Source organism: Streptomyces sp. NPDC041796 (genome assembly GCF_055590785.1).
This window is the reverse complement of record NZ_JBVJAH010000013.1, coordinates 17,515-34,390: the sequence shown is the minus strand read 5'-3', so window position 1 is coordinate 34,390 and position 16,876 is coordinate 17,515. Positions and strand designations below refer to the sequence as shown.

Sequence of the window (16,876 nt, the reverse complement as noted above, 5' to 3'; positions counted from 1 at the left end):
ACATGAACAACGAGCAGAAACTTCGCGACTACCTCAAGCGGGCGACGGTCGACCTGCGGGAGAGCCGTCAGCGTGTGCAGGACCTGGAAGAGCGCGCGCACGAGCCGATCGCGATCGTGGGCATGGCATGCCGGCTCCCGGGCGGTGTCGCCTCCCCGGACGACCTGTGGGAGCTGCTGGGCGCCGAACGTGACGCGGTCGGCCCCTTCCCGGAGGGCCGCGGCTGGGACCTGGAAAACCTGTACCACCCGGACCCCGACCACCTCGGGACCTCGTACACCCGCGAAGGCGGCTTCCTGTACGAGGCGGACCGGTTCGACGCCGAGTTCTTCGGCATCAGCCCTCGCGAGGCCGCGGCGATGGACCCCCAGCAGCGGTTGCTTCTGGAGACGGGCTGGGAGGCTTTCGAGCACGCGGGCATCGCCCCGACCGCGCTGAGGGGCACCCGTACCGGGGTGTACGTGGGCGTCATGTACGACGACTACGGCTCCCGGATCCCCCACGCGCCCGAGGGTTTCGAGGGCTACCTGCTCACCGGGAGCGCGGGCAGCGTCGCGTCGGGTCGTCTGGCCTACACCTTCGGGCTGGAGGGGCCGGCGGTGACGGTCGACACCGCGTGTTCGTCCTCGCTCGTCGCGCTCCACCTCGCCGCTCAGTCGCTGCGTCAGGGTGAGTGCTCGATGGCGCTCGCCGGTGGTGTGACGGTGATGGCGACACCGGGCACGTACGTGGAGTTCTCCCGGCAGCGTGGGTTGGCGCCCGATGGGCGGTGCAAGGCGTTCTCGTCGTCGGCGGACGGCACGGGCTGGGCCGAGGGCGTGGGCGTACTGGTGTTGGAGCGGCTGTCGGACGCCGAGCGCCGTGGGCACCGGGTGCTGGCGGTGATCCGTGGTTCCGCGGTGAACCAGGACGGTGCGAGCAGCCAGCTGACCGCGCCGAACGGGCCGTCGCAGGAGCGGGTCATACGGGCCGCGTTGGCCAACGCGCGCCTGTCGGCGTCCGAGGTGGACGTCGTGGAGGCGCACGGTACGGGTACGCGGCTGGGTGATCCGATCGAGGCGCAGGCGCTGCTGGCCACGTACGGGCAGGCCCGTGGGGACGACAACCCGTTGTGGCTGGGTTCCGTCAAGTCGAACATCGGTCACACGCAGGCCGCGGCGGGTGTCGCGGGCGTGATCAAGATGGTCATGGCGATGCGCGAGGGGGTCATGCCCTCGACGCTGCACGTGGACGAGCCGACCCCCGAGGTCGACTGGTCGGCGGGCGCGGTGAAGCTGCTGACGCGGGCGCAGCAGTGGCCTGAGCTTGATCGTCCGCGTCGGACGGGTGTGTCGTCCTTCGGCATCAGCGGGACCAACGCCCACGTGATCCTCGAAGAGGCGCCGCGCGAGCGTGCTGCCGATCCGGTGACAGCACCGGATGCCGCTGGACAACAGCCGGAGCCGGGCTCGCCGACGCTGCCGGCACCGTGGTTGCTTTCGGCCACGTCGGAAACCGCGCTGCGGGCACAGGCGAGCCGGCTGCTGGCCTGGCTCGCCGACCACCCCGAGGTGGACGACGCCGATGTCGCCGCCGTCCTGACCGCTGCGCGGGCTCAACTGGGGCGGCGGGGCGCGGTGCTCGGCGCCGACCGGGACGGTCTGCTCGCCGGCCTCACGGCCCTGGCCGCGGGTTCGGCGTCCCCGCACGTGGTGTCGGGTGTCGCCACCACCGGCGAGACGGCCTTCCTGTTCACCGGTCAGGGCGCGCAACGTCTCGGTATGGGCGCGGGACTGGCCGCCGCGTTCCCCGTGTTCTCCGCCGCCCTCGACGAGGTGTGCGCGGAATTCGACGCCCTGCTGGGGGTGTCGCTGCGCGAGGTCATGTTCGGCGAGACCGGTGGTGCCGGTGGTGCCGGGAACGGCGTCGGCGACCCCGGGCGCACGCCCCTGCTCGACCGGACGGAATTCACGCAGCCCGCGCTGTTCGCGTTCGAGGTGGCGCTGTATCGCCTCGTGGAGTCGTTCGGCGTGACCCCGGACGTGGTGGTCGGGCATTCGATCGGTGAGCTGGCCGCGGCCTACGTGGCCGGCGTGTGGTCGCTCGCCGACGCGTGCCGGCTCGTCGCCGCCCGTGGCCGGTTGATGGGCGCGCTGCCGACCGATGGAGCGATGCTCGCCGCCGCCGTGTCGGAGGAGCGGGCGCGGGAACTGCTCGCCGCCGGGACGGTCTCCTTGGCGGCCGTGAACGCGCCCGCGGCGATGGTGTTCTCGGGCGAGACGGCGGCGATCGTCGCGCTGGAGGACCGGCTGGCGGACGAGGGGGTGAAGACGACCCGGCTGACCGTCAGTCACGCCTTCCATTCGGCGCTGATGGAGCCGATGCTCGCCGAGTACGAGCGGGTCGCCGGATCGGTGGCGTACCGGGCGCCACGCATTGCCGTGTGCTCCACGGTGTCCGGTGCGCCGGCCGGCCCCGAGCTGCTGACGCCGCGGTACTGGGTGCGGCAGGTGCGCGAGGCCGTGCGGTTCGCCCCGGCAGTGCAGTCACTCGCCGACGCCGGCGTACGCCGGTTCGTCGAGGTGGGTCCGGACGCCGTGCTGGCGGCGCTGACCCGCCAGACGTTGATCGACGAGGTGGCGTCCCGCTCGCTGGTCGCGGCGGCGTCACGGCGCGGCGTCGACGAGGTCGACCAGTTCCTCCGGTTGCTCGCCGCCGCCCATTGCTCGGGCGTCGACGTCGACTGGGCGCCGCTGTCACAGGGAAGGCCCCGCACCCACCTCGACCTGCCGGTCTACGCATTCCAGCATCGCCGTTACTGGGTGGATCCCGACGACGACGCGCTCGGTGACATGAGCCGCGCCGGTCTGTCCGCGCTCGACCATCCGATGCTGCGCGTCGCCGCGCAGCTTGCCGGTCGCGACGAATGGCTCTTCAGCGGCAGGCTCTCCACCACCGCCCAGCCGTGGATCGCCGACCACACGGCCTTCGGAACGGTGCTTCTGCCCGGCACCGGGTTCGTGGATCTCGCGCTGGCCGCCGGCCGGCGCCTGGACCTGCCCGTGCTGGACGAACTCGTCCTGGCGACGCCGCTGCTGTTCGACGGTGACGCCGCCGTGGACGTGCAGGTCTCGGTGACCGAGCCCGACCACACCGGCCGTCGGCGCCTGTCGGTCCACTCGCGTGCCGTCACCGGCACCGAGCGGTCCGACCCGGGCGAGCCGGACTGGACGCTGCACGCCACCGGCACCCTCGCCCCCGCCGACGGCGTGACGCCGGAGTGGACCGACCCCGACTGGCCGCCGGCCGACGGCGCGCCGCTCGACGGAACGCGCCTGTACGACCGGCTCGCCGATCTGGGGTTCGGCTACGGCCCGGGCTTCCAGGGCGTGCGCGCCTCATGGACCAGCGGTGACGAGGTGTTCGCCGAGGTGACCCTGGACGAGGCGACAGCGGGCCGGGCGGCGGCCTTCGGGGTGCATCCGGCGCTGCTGGACGCGGCCTTCCACGCTGCCATCGATGTGCTCGCCGACGACCTGCCCGACGGCAGGCTGCCGCTTCCGTTCTCCTTCGGCGGCGTCCGCGTGTTCCGGTACGGCGCCACCGCGGTCCGCGCCCGCATCATCCGTTCGGGGCCCGAGAAGGTGCGCATCGACGCCTGCGACGCCACCGGCGCCGCGGTGCTGTCGATCGACGCCGTGCTCGCCCGCCCCGCGGACGCGAGCGCTCTCGCCGGTGCCCGCAGCCCCCTCTACGCTCTCGACTGGACGCCGGTGACGGCGCCCGCGGCGCCGGACCGGCACCTGGTCGCACTGGGCCGACCCGTCGCGGGCTGCACCGAGACGTTCGAGGACGTCGCGGCGTTCGCGACAGGCGGGGGCCACACAGGCGCGGCCGTCGTCTGGTCGCCCGAGACGGCGTCGGCGGACGGCGACGACGTCCCCGCCACCATCCGCACCGCCGTGCACAACGCCCTCGCGGTGCTGCGCGACTGGCTCACCGAACCGGGCTGCGCCGACTCGACGCTGATCGTGCTGACCCGCAAGGGAGCAGGGCTGCCCGGTGAGACGCCGGATCCCGCGGCAGCGGCCGTCCGTGGCCTGGTACGCAGTGCGCAATCGGAATACCCGGGGCGTATCGTGCAGGTCGACGTCGACGACGACCTCACGGACCCGCACCAGCGGATCGCCGCCGCAGTCGCCATGGACGAACCACAGCTCGCCATCCGTGACGGCGTCACGCTGGCACCCCGGCTGATGCGTGCGACGGCCCCCGAACCGACCGGCGGGCACTTCGGTGACGGTACGGTCCTGATCACCGGCGGCGCGGGCGGACTGGGCGCCGTCACCGCACGCCACCTGGTCACCCGGCACGGGGTGCGCCGGCTGTTGCTCGCCTCGCGCCGTGGCTTCGCCGCGCCGGGTGTCGAGGAGCTGGTCACCGAGCTGACCGCGCTGGGCGCCGACGTACGCGTCGCCGCGTGCGATGTCAGCGACCGCGGCGCGGTCGCGGCGCTGCTGGAATCCGTACCGGCGCACGAACCGGTGACCGCTGTCGTGCACACCGCCGGCGTGGTCGACGACGGCACCATCGAGACCTTGACCGCCGAGCAGGTGGATCGGGTGCTCGCCCCGAAGGTCGACGCCGCCTGGCACCTGCACGAACTCACCCGCGACATGGACCTGTCGGCGTTCGTGCTGTTCTCCTCCGCCGGGCCGCTGCTCGGCGGGCAGGGCCAGGGCAACTACGCGGCCGCGAACGCGGCGATGGACGCGCTCGCCCAAGCGCGCCGCAGCGCCGGCCTGCCCGCGCACTCGCTGGCCTGGGGGCTGTGGAGGCGCGGCATGGCCGAGGCGCTGAACGACCCGGGTGGCGAACATCTGGTGCGTCAGATCCGCACGCGTCTCGGTCTGTCCCCGATCGAGCCGGACACCGGCATGCGGATGTTCGACAGTGCGTTGACCACCGGCGAACCCATGCTGATGACCGCCCTGCTCGACGCACCCGCCCTCACCGCGCTGGGCCGGCTCGGCACGCTCCCCGCGGTGCTGCGCGGCCTGATTCACGTACCGTCGCGCGGCCGGATCGCCGACAGCCCGTTGCGCCAGCGGTTGCTCGACGCCCCCGCCGACCAGTGGGAGGCGCTGATCCGCGACGAGGTCCGCGCGATCGCCGCCGCGGTCCTCGGCCACGAGTCGGCCGACGCCATCGACCCCGAAACACCGTTCACGACACTGGGCTTCGACTCCCTCGGCGGAGTCGAGTTCCGCAACAAGGTGACCGCCGCCACCGGTGTCCAGCTTCCGTCCACGCTGGTGTTCGACTATCCGACCGCCGCCGCTGTCGCGGGCTTCCTGCGCACCCGGGTCGACGGTTCGGCACCGACGCGACCGCGTGGTACCGCTTCGACCAGGGCCAGGTCGAGGACCGACGAGCCGATCGCGATCGTCGGCATGAGCTGCCGGTATCCCGGCGGCGTCGAGAACCCCGACCAGCTCTGGAAACTGATCACCGGGCGCGTCGACGCGATCACCCCGATCCCGGGCGACCGCGGCTGGGACCTCGACCACCTGTACGACGCCGACCCCGGCAAACCCGGCAAGATCTACACCCGGGAAGGTGGATTCCTGCACGCCGCAGGTGATTTCGATGCCGCCTTCTTCGGCATCGGACCCCGCGAGGCAGCGGCGATGGACCCGCAGCAGCGGTTGATGCTCGAGGCGTCCTGGGAAGCGCTCGAAGACGCCGGTATCGACCCGACCTCGCTGCGGGGCAGCGACACCGGGGTGTACGCGGGCGTCATGTACCAGGACTACGGCTACTCGGCGCGCGAGGCCGCCGACGGAGCCGCGGAAGGCTATCTGGCGACCGGATCGGCCGGCAGCGTCGTCTCCGGCCGGGTGTCCTACGCCCTCGGTCTGGAAGGACCCGCGATGACGGTGGACACGGCGTGTTCCTCGTCGCTGGTGGCCCTGCACCAGGCGGTGCAGGCCTTGCGCGCCGGGGAGACGTCGCTGGTCCTGGTCGGCGGGGTGACGGTGATGTCGACTCCGCTGCTGTTCCAGGAGTTCTCCCGGCAGCGCGCGCTGTCACCGGACGGGCGCTGCAAGGCGTTCTCCAGTGCCGCGGACGGTGTCTCGTGGGCCGAGGGCGTCGGCGTGCTCGCCCTCGAGCGGTTGTCCGACGCGCGGCGCGACGGGCGCCCGGTGCTGGCCGTGATCCGCGGTAGCGCGGTCAACCAGGACGGCGCGAGCAACGGCTTGACCGCACCGAACGGTCCGTCCCAGGAGCGGGTGATCGCGCAGGCACTGGTCAACGCCGGGGTGACCGCGGCCGAGGTGGACGCGGTGGAGGCGCACGGCACCGGCACCACGCTGGGCGACCCGATCGAGGCGCAGGCGCTGATCAACGCCTACGGACAGGATCGCGTCGAACCGCTGCGGATCGGGTCGTTGAAGTCGAACATCGGGCACGCGCAGGCGGCCGCCGGTGTCGGCGGCGTGATCAAGATGGTGCAGGCGCTGCGGCACGAGGTGCTGCCGCCCACCCTGCACGTCGACGCGCCGTCGCCGCACGTGGACTGGTCGGCGGACGCGGTACGGATCCTGACCGAGGCCGAGCCGTGGCCGGCCGGGGAGCGTCCGCGCCGGGCGGGCGTGTCGTCGTTCGGGATCAGCGGGACCAACGCGCACGTCATCCTCGAAGAAGCGCCCGCGCTCCCGCCGCGGCCGGTCGACGCCCCGCGCCCGGAGGCCTTGCCGTTGCTGCTGTCCGCGCGGACGACCGACGCGCTGCGGACCCAGGCGCGCCGTCTGCACGACGCGCTGAGCGAACGTCCGGAGCTCGACCTGACCGACGTCGCGATGACGCTCGCCCTGCAACGCGCGCAGCTCGAACAGCGCGCCGCCGTCGTGGGCCCGGACCGGGAGACGCTGCTGGCGGCCTTGGCGCGCCTGGCAGCCGACGAGCAGGACCCGGGCCTCGCCGACCGCGCCGGCCAGACAGGCACGACAGCGTTCCTGTTCACCGGTCAGGGCGCGCAGCGGATCGGGATGGGCGCCGGACTGTACCGGGCGTTCCCGGCCTTCGCCGCCGCGCTCGACGAGGTGTGCGCGGAATTCGACGCACACCTGGAGCATTCGCTGCGGGATGTGATGTTCGGCGCGCAGCACACCGGAACCGGGCAGGAAGCGGGTGAGCTCGACGCGCAGGCCGCTGCGAGTGGCGCGACCGCCGAGACTCTGCTGGACCGCACCGAGTACACCCAGCCCGCGCTGTTCGCGTTCGAGGTGGCGATGTATCGCCTCGTCGAGTCGTTCGGCGTGACGCCGGACGCGGTGGCCGGGCACTCGATCGGCGAGCTGGCCGCGGCGTATGCGGCCGGTGTGTGGTCGTTGCCGGACGCGTGCCGACTCGTCGCGGCCCGGGGCCGGTTGATGGGGGCGCTGCCGACAGGCGGGAGCATGCTGGCCGCCGCGGTGCCGGAGGGGCGGGCCCGGGAGCTGCTGGCGGCGGCTCATGCCGGTCCGGCAGCCGCCGCGGTCTCGCTGGCCGCTGTGAACGCGCCCGATGCGGTGGTCTTCTCCGGAGACACCGACGCGGTGTCGGCGCTCGAGTCGAAGCTGGCGGCCGAGGGCGTCAAGACCAGCAGGCTGCGGGTGAGCCACGCGTTCCACTCCGCCTCGATGGAGCCGATGCTGGCCGAGTTCGCGGAGATCGCCGCGGGCCTGACGTATCACGAGCCCCGCATACCTCTGTGCTCCACGGTCTCCGGCGCATTCGCCGGTGAGGCGGTGGGTACGCCCGAGTACTGGGTGCGGCAGGTGCGCGAGGCGGTGCGCTTCGCCCCGGCGGTGCGGTCACTGCTCGATTCGGGTGTGCGCCTGTTCGTCGAGCTGGGCCCGGACGCGGTGCTGACTGCCATGACCCGCGCCACCCTGGCGACGGACCCCGCGGCGCGCGCATCGGTGGTCGCGGGATCCCGTCGCACAGTCGCCGAACCGGAGCAACTGGTCACCGCGCTGGCCACCGCGCACTGCGCGGGCCGGCCGGTGCGGTGGGCGGCCTACTTCGGAGCTCGACCGCAGGCACGTATCGCGTTGCCCACCTATCCCTTCCAGCACGAACGATTCTGGCTGCTGCCCGCGGAGTCCGCCGCGCCGCTCGCCGGGGCCGACTCCGCCGGCCATCCGCTGCTGCACGCCCAGGTGCAGCTCGCCGGCAAGGACGAGTGGCTGTTCACCGGCAGGCTCTCGCTGCGCACACACCCGTGGCTCGCCGACCACGCCGTCTTCGGCACGGTCGTGATGCCGGGTACCGGATTCGTGGAACTGGCTCTGGCCGCCGGCGCCCGGCTCGGCGTGCCGCGCCTGGCCGAACTGGTGCTCGCGGCGCCGCTGACTCTCACGACCGAGGGCGCCGCGGACATCCAGCTCGCCGTGGGCGAACCCGACGCCGACGGGCACCGGACCGTCGCCATCCACGCCCGTGCCGCCGACGCCTGGGTGCTGCACGCCCGTGGCCTGCTCACACCCGCCGTGCCGACCACGGCGCCGGACTGGTCCCAGGTGTGGCCTCCGGTCGCGGGCGATCCGGTCGACGGGCAGGAGGTGTACCGCGTGCTCGGCGACCTCGGCTTCGGGTACGGCCCGGTTTTCCAGGGTGTTCGCGCCGCGTGGTCGCGTGGGGAGGAGGTGTTCGCCGACCTGGCGCTCGACACCGACACCGCAGCGCGCGCCACCGCCTTCGGACTGCATCCGGCACTGCTGGACGCGGTGTTCCACGCGGCTGTGGACCCTCTCGTCGAGGGCGGGTCCGACGGCCGGGTGTCACTGCCCTTCGCCTTCGACGGGGTCCAGCTCGCACAGTCCGGCGTGGCCGCCTTGCGCGTCCGTATCGCCCGCATCGCACCGGACACCGTGCGTGTGGACGCGGTCGACGCGACCGGTGCCCTCGTGCTGAGCGTGGAGTCGGTGCGGTCCCGCCCGATCGAGCAGCGGGCGCTGGCACAGCTGCGCGGCGCGGCACCGCTGTTCGACCTCGAGTGGGTCGACGTGCCCGCCGTCGCCAAGGCGGACGCCGGGCGCATCGTCGTGCTCGGCGACCCGGCGACCGTCGAGGCCCCTGAGCCCCCGGCAAGCTGTGCCGACCTCGCGGAACTCGCCGCGCTGCGGGATGCTCCCGACACGGTGGTGTGGCCGGCGCCCCGCGGAACCGGTGCCGGCGCGGCCGACGTACACGCCGGCGTGCTGGCGACGCTCGCTCTGTTGCAGGACTGGATGGGCGCCGATCGCCCCGGCCGGCTCGTGATCGTGACGCGCACGGCCGCCGGACTGCCCGGCGAGGCACCCGATCTGGTCGGAGCCGCCGTGGCGGGCCTGGTGCGCAGCGCACAGTCCGAGCACCCGGGCCGGTTCCTGCTCATCGACCACGACGGCGACGCCCTGCCCATCACGTCGCTCGCCGACGCCGTCGCCCAGGACGAACCGCACCTCGTCGTCCGCGAGGGCCGGCTCCTGGCACCGCGACTGCGGCCGCTGCCCGCCACCGGACAGGGCGTGTCACTGTCGTTCGACCAGGGCACGGTGCTCATCACCGGTGGTACCGGCGGCATCGGCGCGATCGTCGCCCGGCATCTGGTCGCAGCGCACGGCGCACGACGGCTGCTGCTGGCATCGCGGCGCGGTGCCGCCGCGGACGGCGCCGCCGAGCTGGTCGCCGAGCTGACCGACCTCGGCGCTCACGTCCAGGTCGCGGCGTGCGACGTCACCGAACGCACCGCGGTCCAGGCCCTGCTGGCCGGCATCGACCCCGACGCCCCGCTGACGGCCGTCATCCATACGGCGGGCGTCCTGGACGACGGCACGCTCGACACCCTGACCACCGCGCAGACGACACGGGTACTGGCCCCGAAGATCGATGCGGCACTGCACCTGCACGAGCTGACCCGTGACCTGGATCTGTCGGCGTTCGTGCTGTTCTCGTCCGCGGCGCCGTTGCTCGGCGGACAAGGACAGGGCAACTACGCCGCCGCGAACAGCGCGCTGGACGCGCTGGCACGCGTGCGGCACAGTGCGGGCCTGCCCGCGCACTCACTGGCCTGGGGCCTGTGGACCGTCGGCATGGCGGGGATTCTCAGCGGGGACGGTGCCGAGCAGTACGCCCGCCAGATCCGGACCAGGCTGGGCCTGATCCCGATCGACCCGGAGTCCGGGATGGCGCTGTTCGACAACGCACTCGCGACCGATCGGGCGACACCGACGACGGCACTGCTGGACACGGCGGCGCTCACCGACCTGGCGCGCGGCGGCACACTGCCCGCGGTACTGCGCGGCATGGTCCGGGTTCCCCCGGCCGCCGCGAGTACCGGTGTCGGCCTGGCGCGGGAGCTGGCCGCACTGCCCGAGGCCGACCGCGACGGTGCGAGCCTCCGAGCGGTGCGCAACGCCGCCTCGGCGGTACTCGGCCACCTGTCCGGCGACGCGATCGACCCGTACGCGCCGTTCACCGAGCTCGGATTCGACTCCCTCGGTGCCGTCGAATTCCGGAACCGGCTCGCACAGCTGACCGGACTGACGTTGCCGTCGACGCTGATCTTCGACCACCCGACCGCCGCCGACGTGGCGAAGCTGGTGCGATCGCGGATCGACGAGTCCGGCACCGGCGTGGTCGAGCAGGCACCGGCCGGCGTGCGCGGCACGATCACCGACCTGGTGTCGGCGGCGCACCGCCGCGGTGAGCTGGCGGGGGCGATGCCGCTGCTGACCGCGAGCGCGGCTCTGATGACCACGTACTCCGCCGGCGAGGCCGCCGCTCGGCGCCCGGCTGTGCAGCTCCTGGCGCGCGGGGCCGCGGCGCCGGCGCTGATCTGCATCCCCTCGTTCCTGGCGGGATCGGGCCCGCACCAGTTCGCCCGCCTGGCCCGCGAACTGGGCGGCGAGCGGCAGGTCAGCGCGTTGCGGCTGCCCGGCATGCGCGCGGGCGACGCCCTGCCGGCGACATGGGAGGCGGCGATCGACAGCCTCGCCGCGGCCGTCGCACCGGAACTCGAGCGACGCCCGGTGGCGCTCATCGGCTATTCGGCCGGTGGTGCCGTCGCCCATGCGGTCGCCCGGCGGCTCGAGGACGACGGCGGCGAGCTCGCGGGCGTCGCGATGATCGACACCTACTCGCCGGAGGACCTCGAACTCAACCGCCACGTGCTCACCGACGCGCTGGGGCAGATCCTGTCCCGGGACAACGCCTTGATTCCCGTCGACGACCACAGCCTGGTCGCCATGGGTGGCTATGTGCGGATATACCCGGAGCGCGAGGCCAAGCCGATCGCCGCGCCGACGCTGGATCTGCGGGCCACCGTGACGCTGAGCAGCTTCGGGGACGTCGCCCCCGTTCCCGACTGGCAACACGGTGGACCGATGGAGCACATCGAGGCGGATCACTTCTCGATCATCGAGGACCGGGCGGCAGAGACCGCCGCGCACCTCCGGCGCTGGCTCGATTCGCTCAGCTCGAACTAGCCCGGCAGTTCCCCCCTCTCGGAGCCGTCGAGATCCTCGACGGCTCCGAGAGGGGGGCGGCCACACCGGACGGCCGGCGGAACGCGGTGCGACAGCTCCCCGGAGGCATGAAATTCTTCGACTCGCAAATCCGCCGGAGACATAAAACTGCTCAGTCCGCAAATCTCGCGGAGGCATACAGTTCCTTCGGTCGCAATAGTTTTGGGCGAGGAATTCCGAGCTTGACAGCGTTGTGGAGCTTGCTTATATTCCAGTCGGTCAAGCTCTCGCCGATCGATATCCGAAGGTGTTCATGGCCGCGTCTTTAACATTGCCCAAGTCCAGGCAGCGGTTGATTCTCGCCATTCTCATGCTGTGTTCCCTGCTGATTTGGCTGGAGAATACTGTCCTGAGCACTACGCTGGAGACCCTCGCGGACCCGGTCCGTGGACTGGGGGCGGACCCCGGTCAGCTGCAATGGGCCACAGGCGCATACACCCTGGTCTTCGCAACCCTGATGTTCACCGCCGGCGCACTGGGCGACAGCTTCGGCCACCGGAATGTCCTCGCAGTCGGCCTGGTGATCTTCGGCGCGGCCTCGATCTGGGCTGCGTACGCGGGCGACGCGAGCCAGCTGATCGCCTCCCGGGCCGCGATGGGAGTCGGCGCCGCACTGATCATGCCCGCCAACTTCGCCATCCTGCTGTGGACCTTCACCGGCCCCGGGCGGGCAACCGCAATCGCCATTTCCTCGACCTCCACCGGTGTCGGAATGGCAGCGGGCCCGGTGCTGGCGGGAATCCTTCTCAGTAATTTCTGGTGGGGTTCGGTCTTCCTCGTCAACGTCCCCATTGTCGTGCTGACACTGGCCGGGGTCGTCCTGTTGGTTCCCAATTTCCGCAGCCCCACCGTGCGGCCGATGGACCCGGCAGGGATCCTGCTGTCGATCAGCGGACTCGGGGCGTTGACCTACGGCCTTATCCGTGCCGGGCAGGTGGACGCCTGGAGCCGTTGGGACGTCTGGGCACCGATCGCGCTCGGGGTTGTCCTGCTGGCCGCCTTCGTGATCGTCGAATTGAGGACCAAGGCACCGAGCTTCGATCCCCGGATGCTCGCGCAGCGGATGTTCGGTGCCGGCAACGCGTCCATGGCGTTGCTGCTCTTTTCTGTGGCCGCCGTCACTTTCTACAACGCGTTCTATATGCAGGGGGCGTTGGGCTACTCGCCGTTGAAGGCCGGCTTGGCCAATGTTCCGACCGCGGTCGGCGCTGTCGTAGGGGCGCCCCTGGGCGCACGTCTGGTCAGCCGTTGGTCGCTGCGCCCCGTCGCCGTGCCGTCGATCACCGTGGCGGCGTTCAGCTTCGGCGCGGTCGGATTCCTCGATCTGCACACCCCGCTCGTCTGGATCGAGATCCTGTTGCTGGTGCAGGGCCTTTCCGTCGGCATGGTGCTGGCCCCCGTGACCGGAGCACTGCTCAGCAGCCTGCCGCTGGAACAGTCCGGTGCCGGGTCGGCCGTCACCAACACGGCGCGACAGGCCGGCAGTGTGATCGGGATCGCGGTGGGCGGCACGATCATGTCGATCGCCTACCGAGGCGCGATCGAACCCTCGCTCGGCGATGTCCCGGAGGCGCATCGGGACAGCGCCCGGGTTTCCGCGGAACAGGCCCGCCATGTCGCCGCCTCTCTCGACCGGCCCGCTCTCGCAGAGGCTGCCGATCGCGCGTTCATCCACGCCATGCACGTCGGCGCGTTCTGGATCATGCTCATCGCCCTCGTCGCCACAGCCGTGCTGCTGATCGCCCTGCCCGCCGCCGGAAAGAGGAAGAGCCCGACACCGCAGCCGGACCACGAGGAGGTCCACAGCTCAGAGCCTCGGCCCGCCGCACGAATCGAAGGAGCCCTCGTTGTCGACAAGGATTGATCCCGCTGTGCGTGCGGTGGAATCGGAGCAGGCTTATGTGTCCTCCTTGTACACGTTGCTCACCGAGCGGATTTCCGAGGCACGAGAGCAGCGCGCGAGCCTGCTGAAGGCCCAGACGGAAAGCGCCGGTGAGGCGTACGAGCGGGAAATCGCCGCCGAGCGCCTGGCCAAGGAGATCGTCCGGCTGGAGGGCGCCGAAAAGGGGCTGGTCTTCGGACGCATCGACTGGACCGACGGCATGGCCCTGCGCATCGGGCGGATCGGACTGCAGACGGAGGAGGACGACCTGCCCCTGCTCGTGGACTGGCGCGCGAACGCGGCACGGCCCTTCTACGAGGCGACACCGGTCCACCCGATGGGCCTGCGGCGCCGCCGGCACCTGGGCCTCGACGAGCGCACGGTCGTCTCGGTGAGCGACGAACTGCTGGACGGGACCGCCCCGACCGACGAGGACGTCGTGGGGGACGGCCCGCTGACCGAGGCTCTGTCGGCACGGCGTACGGGCAGGATGCAGGCCGCCGTCGCGACGCTCCAGGCCGAGCAGGACGAGATCGTCCGCTCCGCCCACCGCGGGGTGACCGTGGTGCAGGGCGGGCCCGGTACCGGCAAGACGGTGGTCGCCCTGCACCGGGCGGCCTACGTCCTGTACGCGTTTCCGCGCGCCGCGGAAGAGGGTGTCCTGGTGGTGGGCCCGAACGCGCGGTTCCTCGACTACATCTCCCAGGTCCTTCCCTCGCTCGGAGAGAACGACGTCGTCCTGGCGACCTGCCAGGAACTGGCCGGCGTGTTCACGGACGTGGCGGGCCCGTTCGACACCGCGCGTCTCAAGGGCAGTTCCGACCTCGCCGGCGCCCTGGCCGGCCTGGTGCGCGTCCACCAAGCCCCTGCCGGTGACTTCACCGTGCGGGTCGGACAGGAACTGGTTCACCTCCCCGGCAAGGAAGTCGCCGCGGCACGCGACGCCGCCGTGGCGGCCGTACAGGGGCACAACCCCGCGCGCCAGGTGTTCAAAGAGCTCTTGGTCGACGCCGTGACCGACGCGATGCAGCGAGACATGGGCGACCTCCTGGAGCAGATCGACGCCGAGGCCGAAAGCATGACGGGCATCAACCTCGACCGGTTCACGGGAGCCGCCCAGCGCCGTGTCGAAGGTGCGGCCGACCCGGGCCCGGTCCACGAGCTGGACCTGGACGCCATCCGAGCCGATCTCCTCGACGACGCCGGAGTCGACCGAGCGGTCGAGGCGTTGTGGCCGCGGCTGGTACCCGGTGACCTGGTGAAGGCGCTCCTGACGGACGCCGACGTTCTCGCCGAGCGCCTGCCCCGCCTGACCGCCGACGAGCGGTCCCTTCTGCTGCGCGGTCCGGACGACCCGTGGACCGATGCCGACGTGCCGTTGCTGGACGAGGCGGCGAGCCTGGTCGACGGTCCCCCCGAGCGGACGTACGGGCACGTCGTCGTCGACGAGGCGCAGGAACTGACCGCCATGCAATGGCGGATGATCGTCCGCCGCTGCCCGTCGAGGGGCATGACGCTGGTGGGTGACTTCGCCCAGGCGGGCCCGGTCGCCACGGCCCGCGACTGGAAGGAAGCGCTGAGCCCCCACGTCGGACCGCGGTTCAGACTGCACAACCTGACCGTGAGCTACCGCACGACGCAGGAAATCCTGGAGAGCGTCCGGGACCTGCTCACGCGGATCGCTCCCGACCAGAAGCCCACACGGTCCCTGCGAAGCGGTGAGAGCCCTCGCACCGTGACCACACCTCCGGACGGGCTGGTCGGCGCCGTCGTTCAGGAACTCCGCGCCCAGAGCACCGCGCACCCGGGCGAGCTTCTGGGAGTGATCTGCGCCGACACCAGGGTGAGCGAGCTGACGGCCCGGGGCGTCGCCGACCACGCACGCATCGTGCCGGCGTCCGAAGCGCGCGGCCTGGAATTCGACGGGGTCGTCGTGGTGAACCCCGAGGAGATCATCACGACCCGCCCCGGTGGCGAAAGGGACCTGTACGTAGCCCTGACCCGGGCCACCAAGCGCCTCTGCACCATCACCGTCCAGCCCGCCTGACGGCCCGGCGCCCACGCGGCCCCGGCGCCCGGTCCGGTCTCCACCCGGCCCGCGCGCCGGGGCCGCTCGCCGTCCCACCGCTCGTCGCGCACCCGGCATCACACGGCCCGGTCCGACTCGACGACGCCTCTGCGATTTCCCGCTCGGACCGAGTACATCGCTCGGCCAACCGGATGGTCGGAATGAATCCGGCATCGCGTTCAGGCCGGGGTCATCGAACGCGGCAAACAGTTCCCCCGGCCTGTGCAAAACCTTCACCTTCAGAGGTGCCTTGTCGCCCCAGCGTGGTAGAGGGCCAGAACTCCCGCCACCGCAGGTCAGCAGGCACCTCTTCCTATTCCCCCTCCACCGACGGCCCATGCGGCGTGACCAGGACCGGGGTGGACAGTTCCCGTCACTCCGTGCCATGCTCATCTATCAGAGGTTGAACCTTCGAGATTTTAACGAAATAAAACGGGGGATCACTGATATGGGTAACGGGGATCGCTGATATGGGTAGCGTAAAAAACAGGTTAGCGTGGCAGCCGATTCCGAGCAGCGGAAATCGCGAAAACTATGGCAGCAACCTGGGCTACCTGACGCCTGACATGGCCGGCAGAAGAGCTTCCCCGCGGGCTGGACGATCCCTGTTCCAGGCTGAGATAGGGCTGCTGATCGAAGACGACATCCGCCGATACAGCATCGAGGGAATGCTTCGTTCGCTCGACATCCAGCTGGCCGTGCAGCCCATCAGGGATGTCGAGGATCTCTCGACGTTCTGCGACGGCCGGCTGATCATCTCGGACGGCAACGCCCTGGGCTCCATACCTGGTGAGATCGCCGAGAAGGTGCGTCTCCAGGACGCCCACGTACTGATCCTTGTGGACTCGGCCAACGTTGTCGGGCAATCGTGGGTCGATCAGGCGAACGGTTTCCTGGACTGGGAAGATCTCCGCCCCGAGACCCTGCGCGAAGCGATCGGCGACGTGCAGGCCGGACGTTTTCACGTGTCAGCGACCCTGGCGCGACGATCCGTGACGGCGCCCGGCCCGGCCGGTGACGACACCACCTCGAAGCGCACGTCGATGATCGCCCTGACAGCACGTGAACACCAGGTTCTGCGCCTGATCGCCGAGGGGCTCAGCAACCGGCAAGTCGCTCGATCGCTGAGTATCTCCGAGCATGGGGTCAAGCGCACGGTCGGCATCATTCTGGCCAAGCTGAACTGCCCAAATCGGACTCTTGCGGTTGTTCGGGCCATGGAGTCGGGTCTTCTCGTCATGTGAGGTGTCGACCCATTGGCGAAGTTCTGGCCGTCGGTATTGGGACGTCGGCCCGGTTTGTCGGTACGGGTTTGCCGGCACGGGTTCGTCGGCGTGGTCCGGAAAGAGACTCCTTGGTGACCGGCGCGCGGATCGGCGATGCGGGTGTGAC

Annotated in this window: 4 protein-coding genes; all 4 read left to right on the top strand. The window is 71.3% G+C overall.

The annotated features are described in order from the left end of the window. Positions 1 to 2 precede the first annotated feature (2 nt). Positions 3 to 11,495 carry an SDR family NAD(P)-dependent oxidoreductase gene (locus ACZ6C1_RS25560; protein ID WP_469243548.1) on the top strand — a complete coding sequence of 3,831 codons (11,493 nt, stop codon included), beginning with the start codon at positions 3 to 5 and terminating at the stop codon, positions 11,493 to 11,495. Positions 11,496 to 11,787: 292 nt separating this feature from the next. After that, entirely contained in the window at positions 11,788 to 13,398 is a 1,611-nt protein-coding gene (locus tag ACZ6C1_RS25555) for an MFS transporter (RefSeq protein ID WP_469243546.1), read from the top strand. A gap of 37 nt (positions 13,399 to 13,435) precedes the next feature. Then, a complete protein-coding gene (locus ACZ6C1_RS25550) occupies positions 13,436 to 15,463 on the top strand; it encodes a HelD family protein (protein WP_469243832.1) in 2,028 nt (675 codons plus the stop codon). Between the two features lie 491 nt (positions 15,464 to 15,954). Then, complete coding sequence (locus ACZ6C1_RS25545) at positions 15,955 to 16,728, top strand: helix-turn-helix transcriptional regulator (RefSeq protein WP_469243544.1); 774 nt, start codon at positions 15,955 to 15,957, stop codon at positions 16,726 to 16,728. The last annotated feature ends 148 nt before the right edge of the window (positions 16,729 to 16,876 follow it).

Coding starts and splice junctions, on each gene's coding strand:
- ACZ6C1_RS25560 (WP_469243548.1), top strand. CDS start 3: ATGAACAACGAGCAGAAACTTCGCGACTACCTCAAGCGGGCGACGGTC.
- ACZ6C1_RS25555 (WP_469243546.1), top strand. CDS start 11,788: ATGGCCGCGTCTTTAACATTGCCCAAGTCCAGGCAGCGGTTGATTCTC.
- ACZ6C1_RS25545 (WP_469243544.1), top strand. CDS start 15,955: ATGGGTAGCGTAAAAAACAGGTTAGCGTGGCAGCCGATTCCGAGCAGC.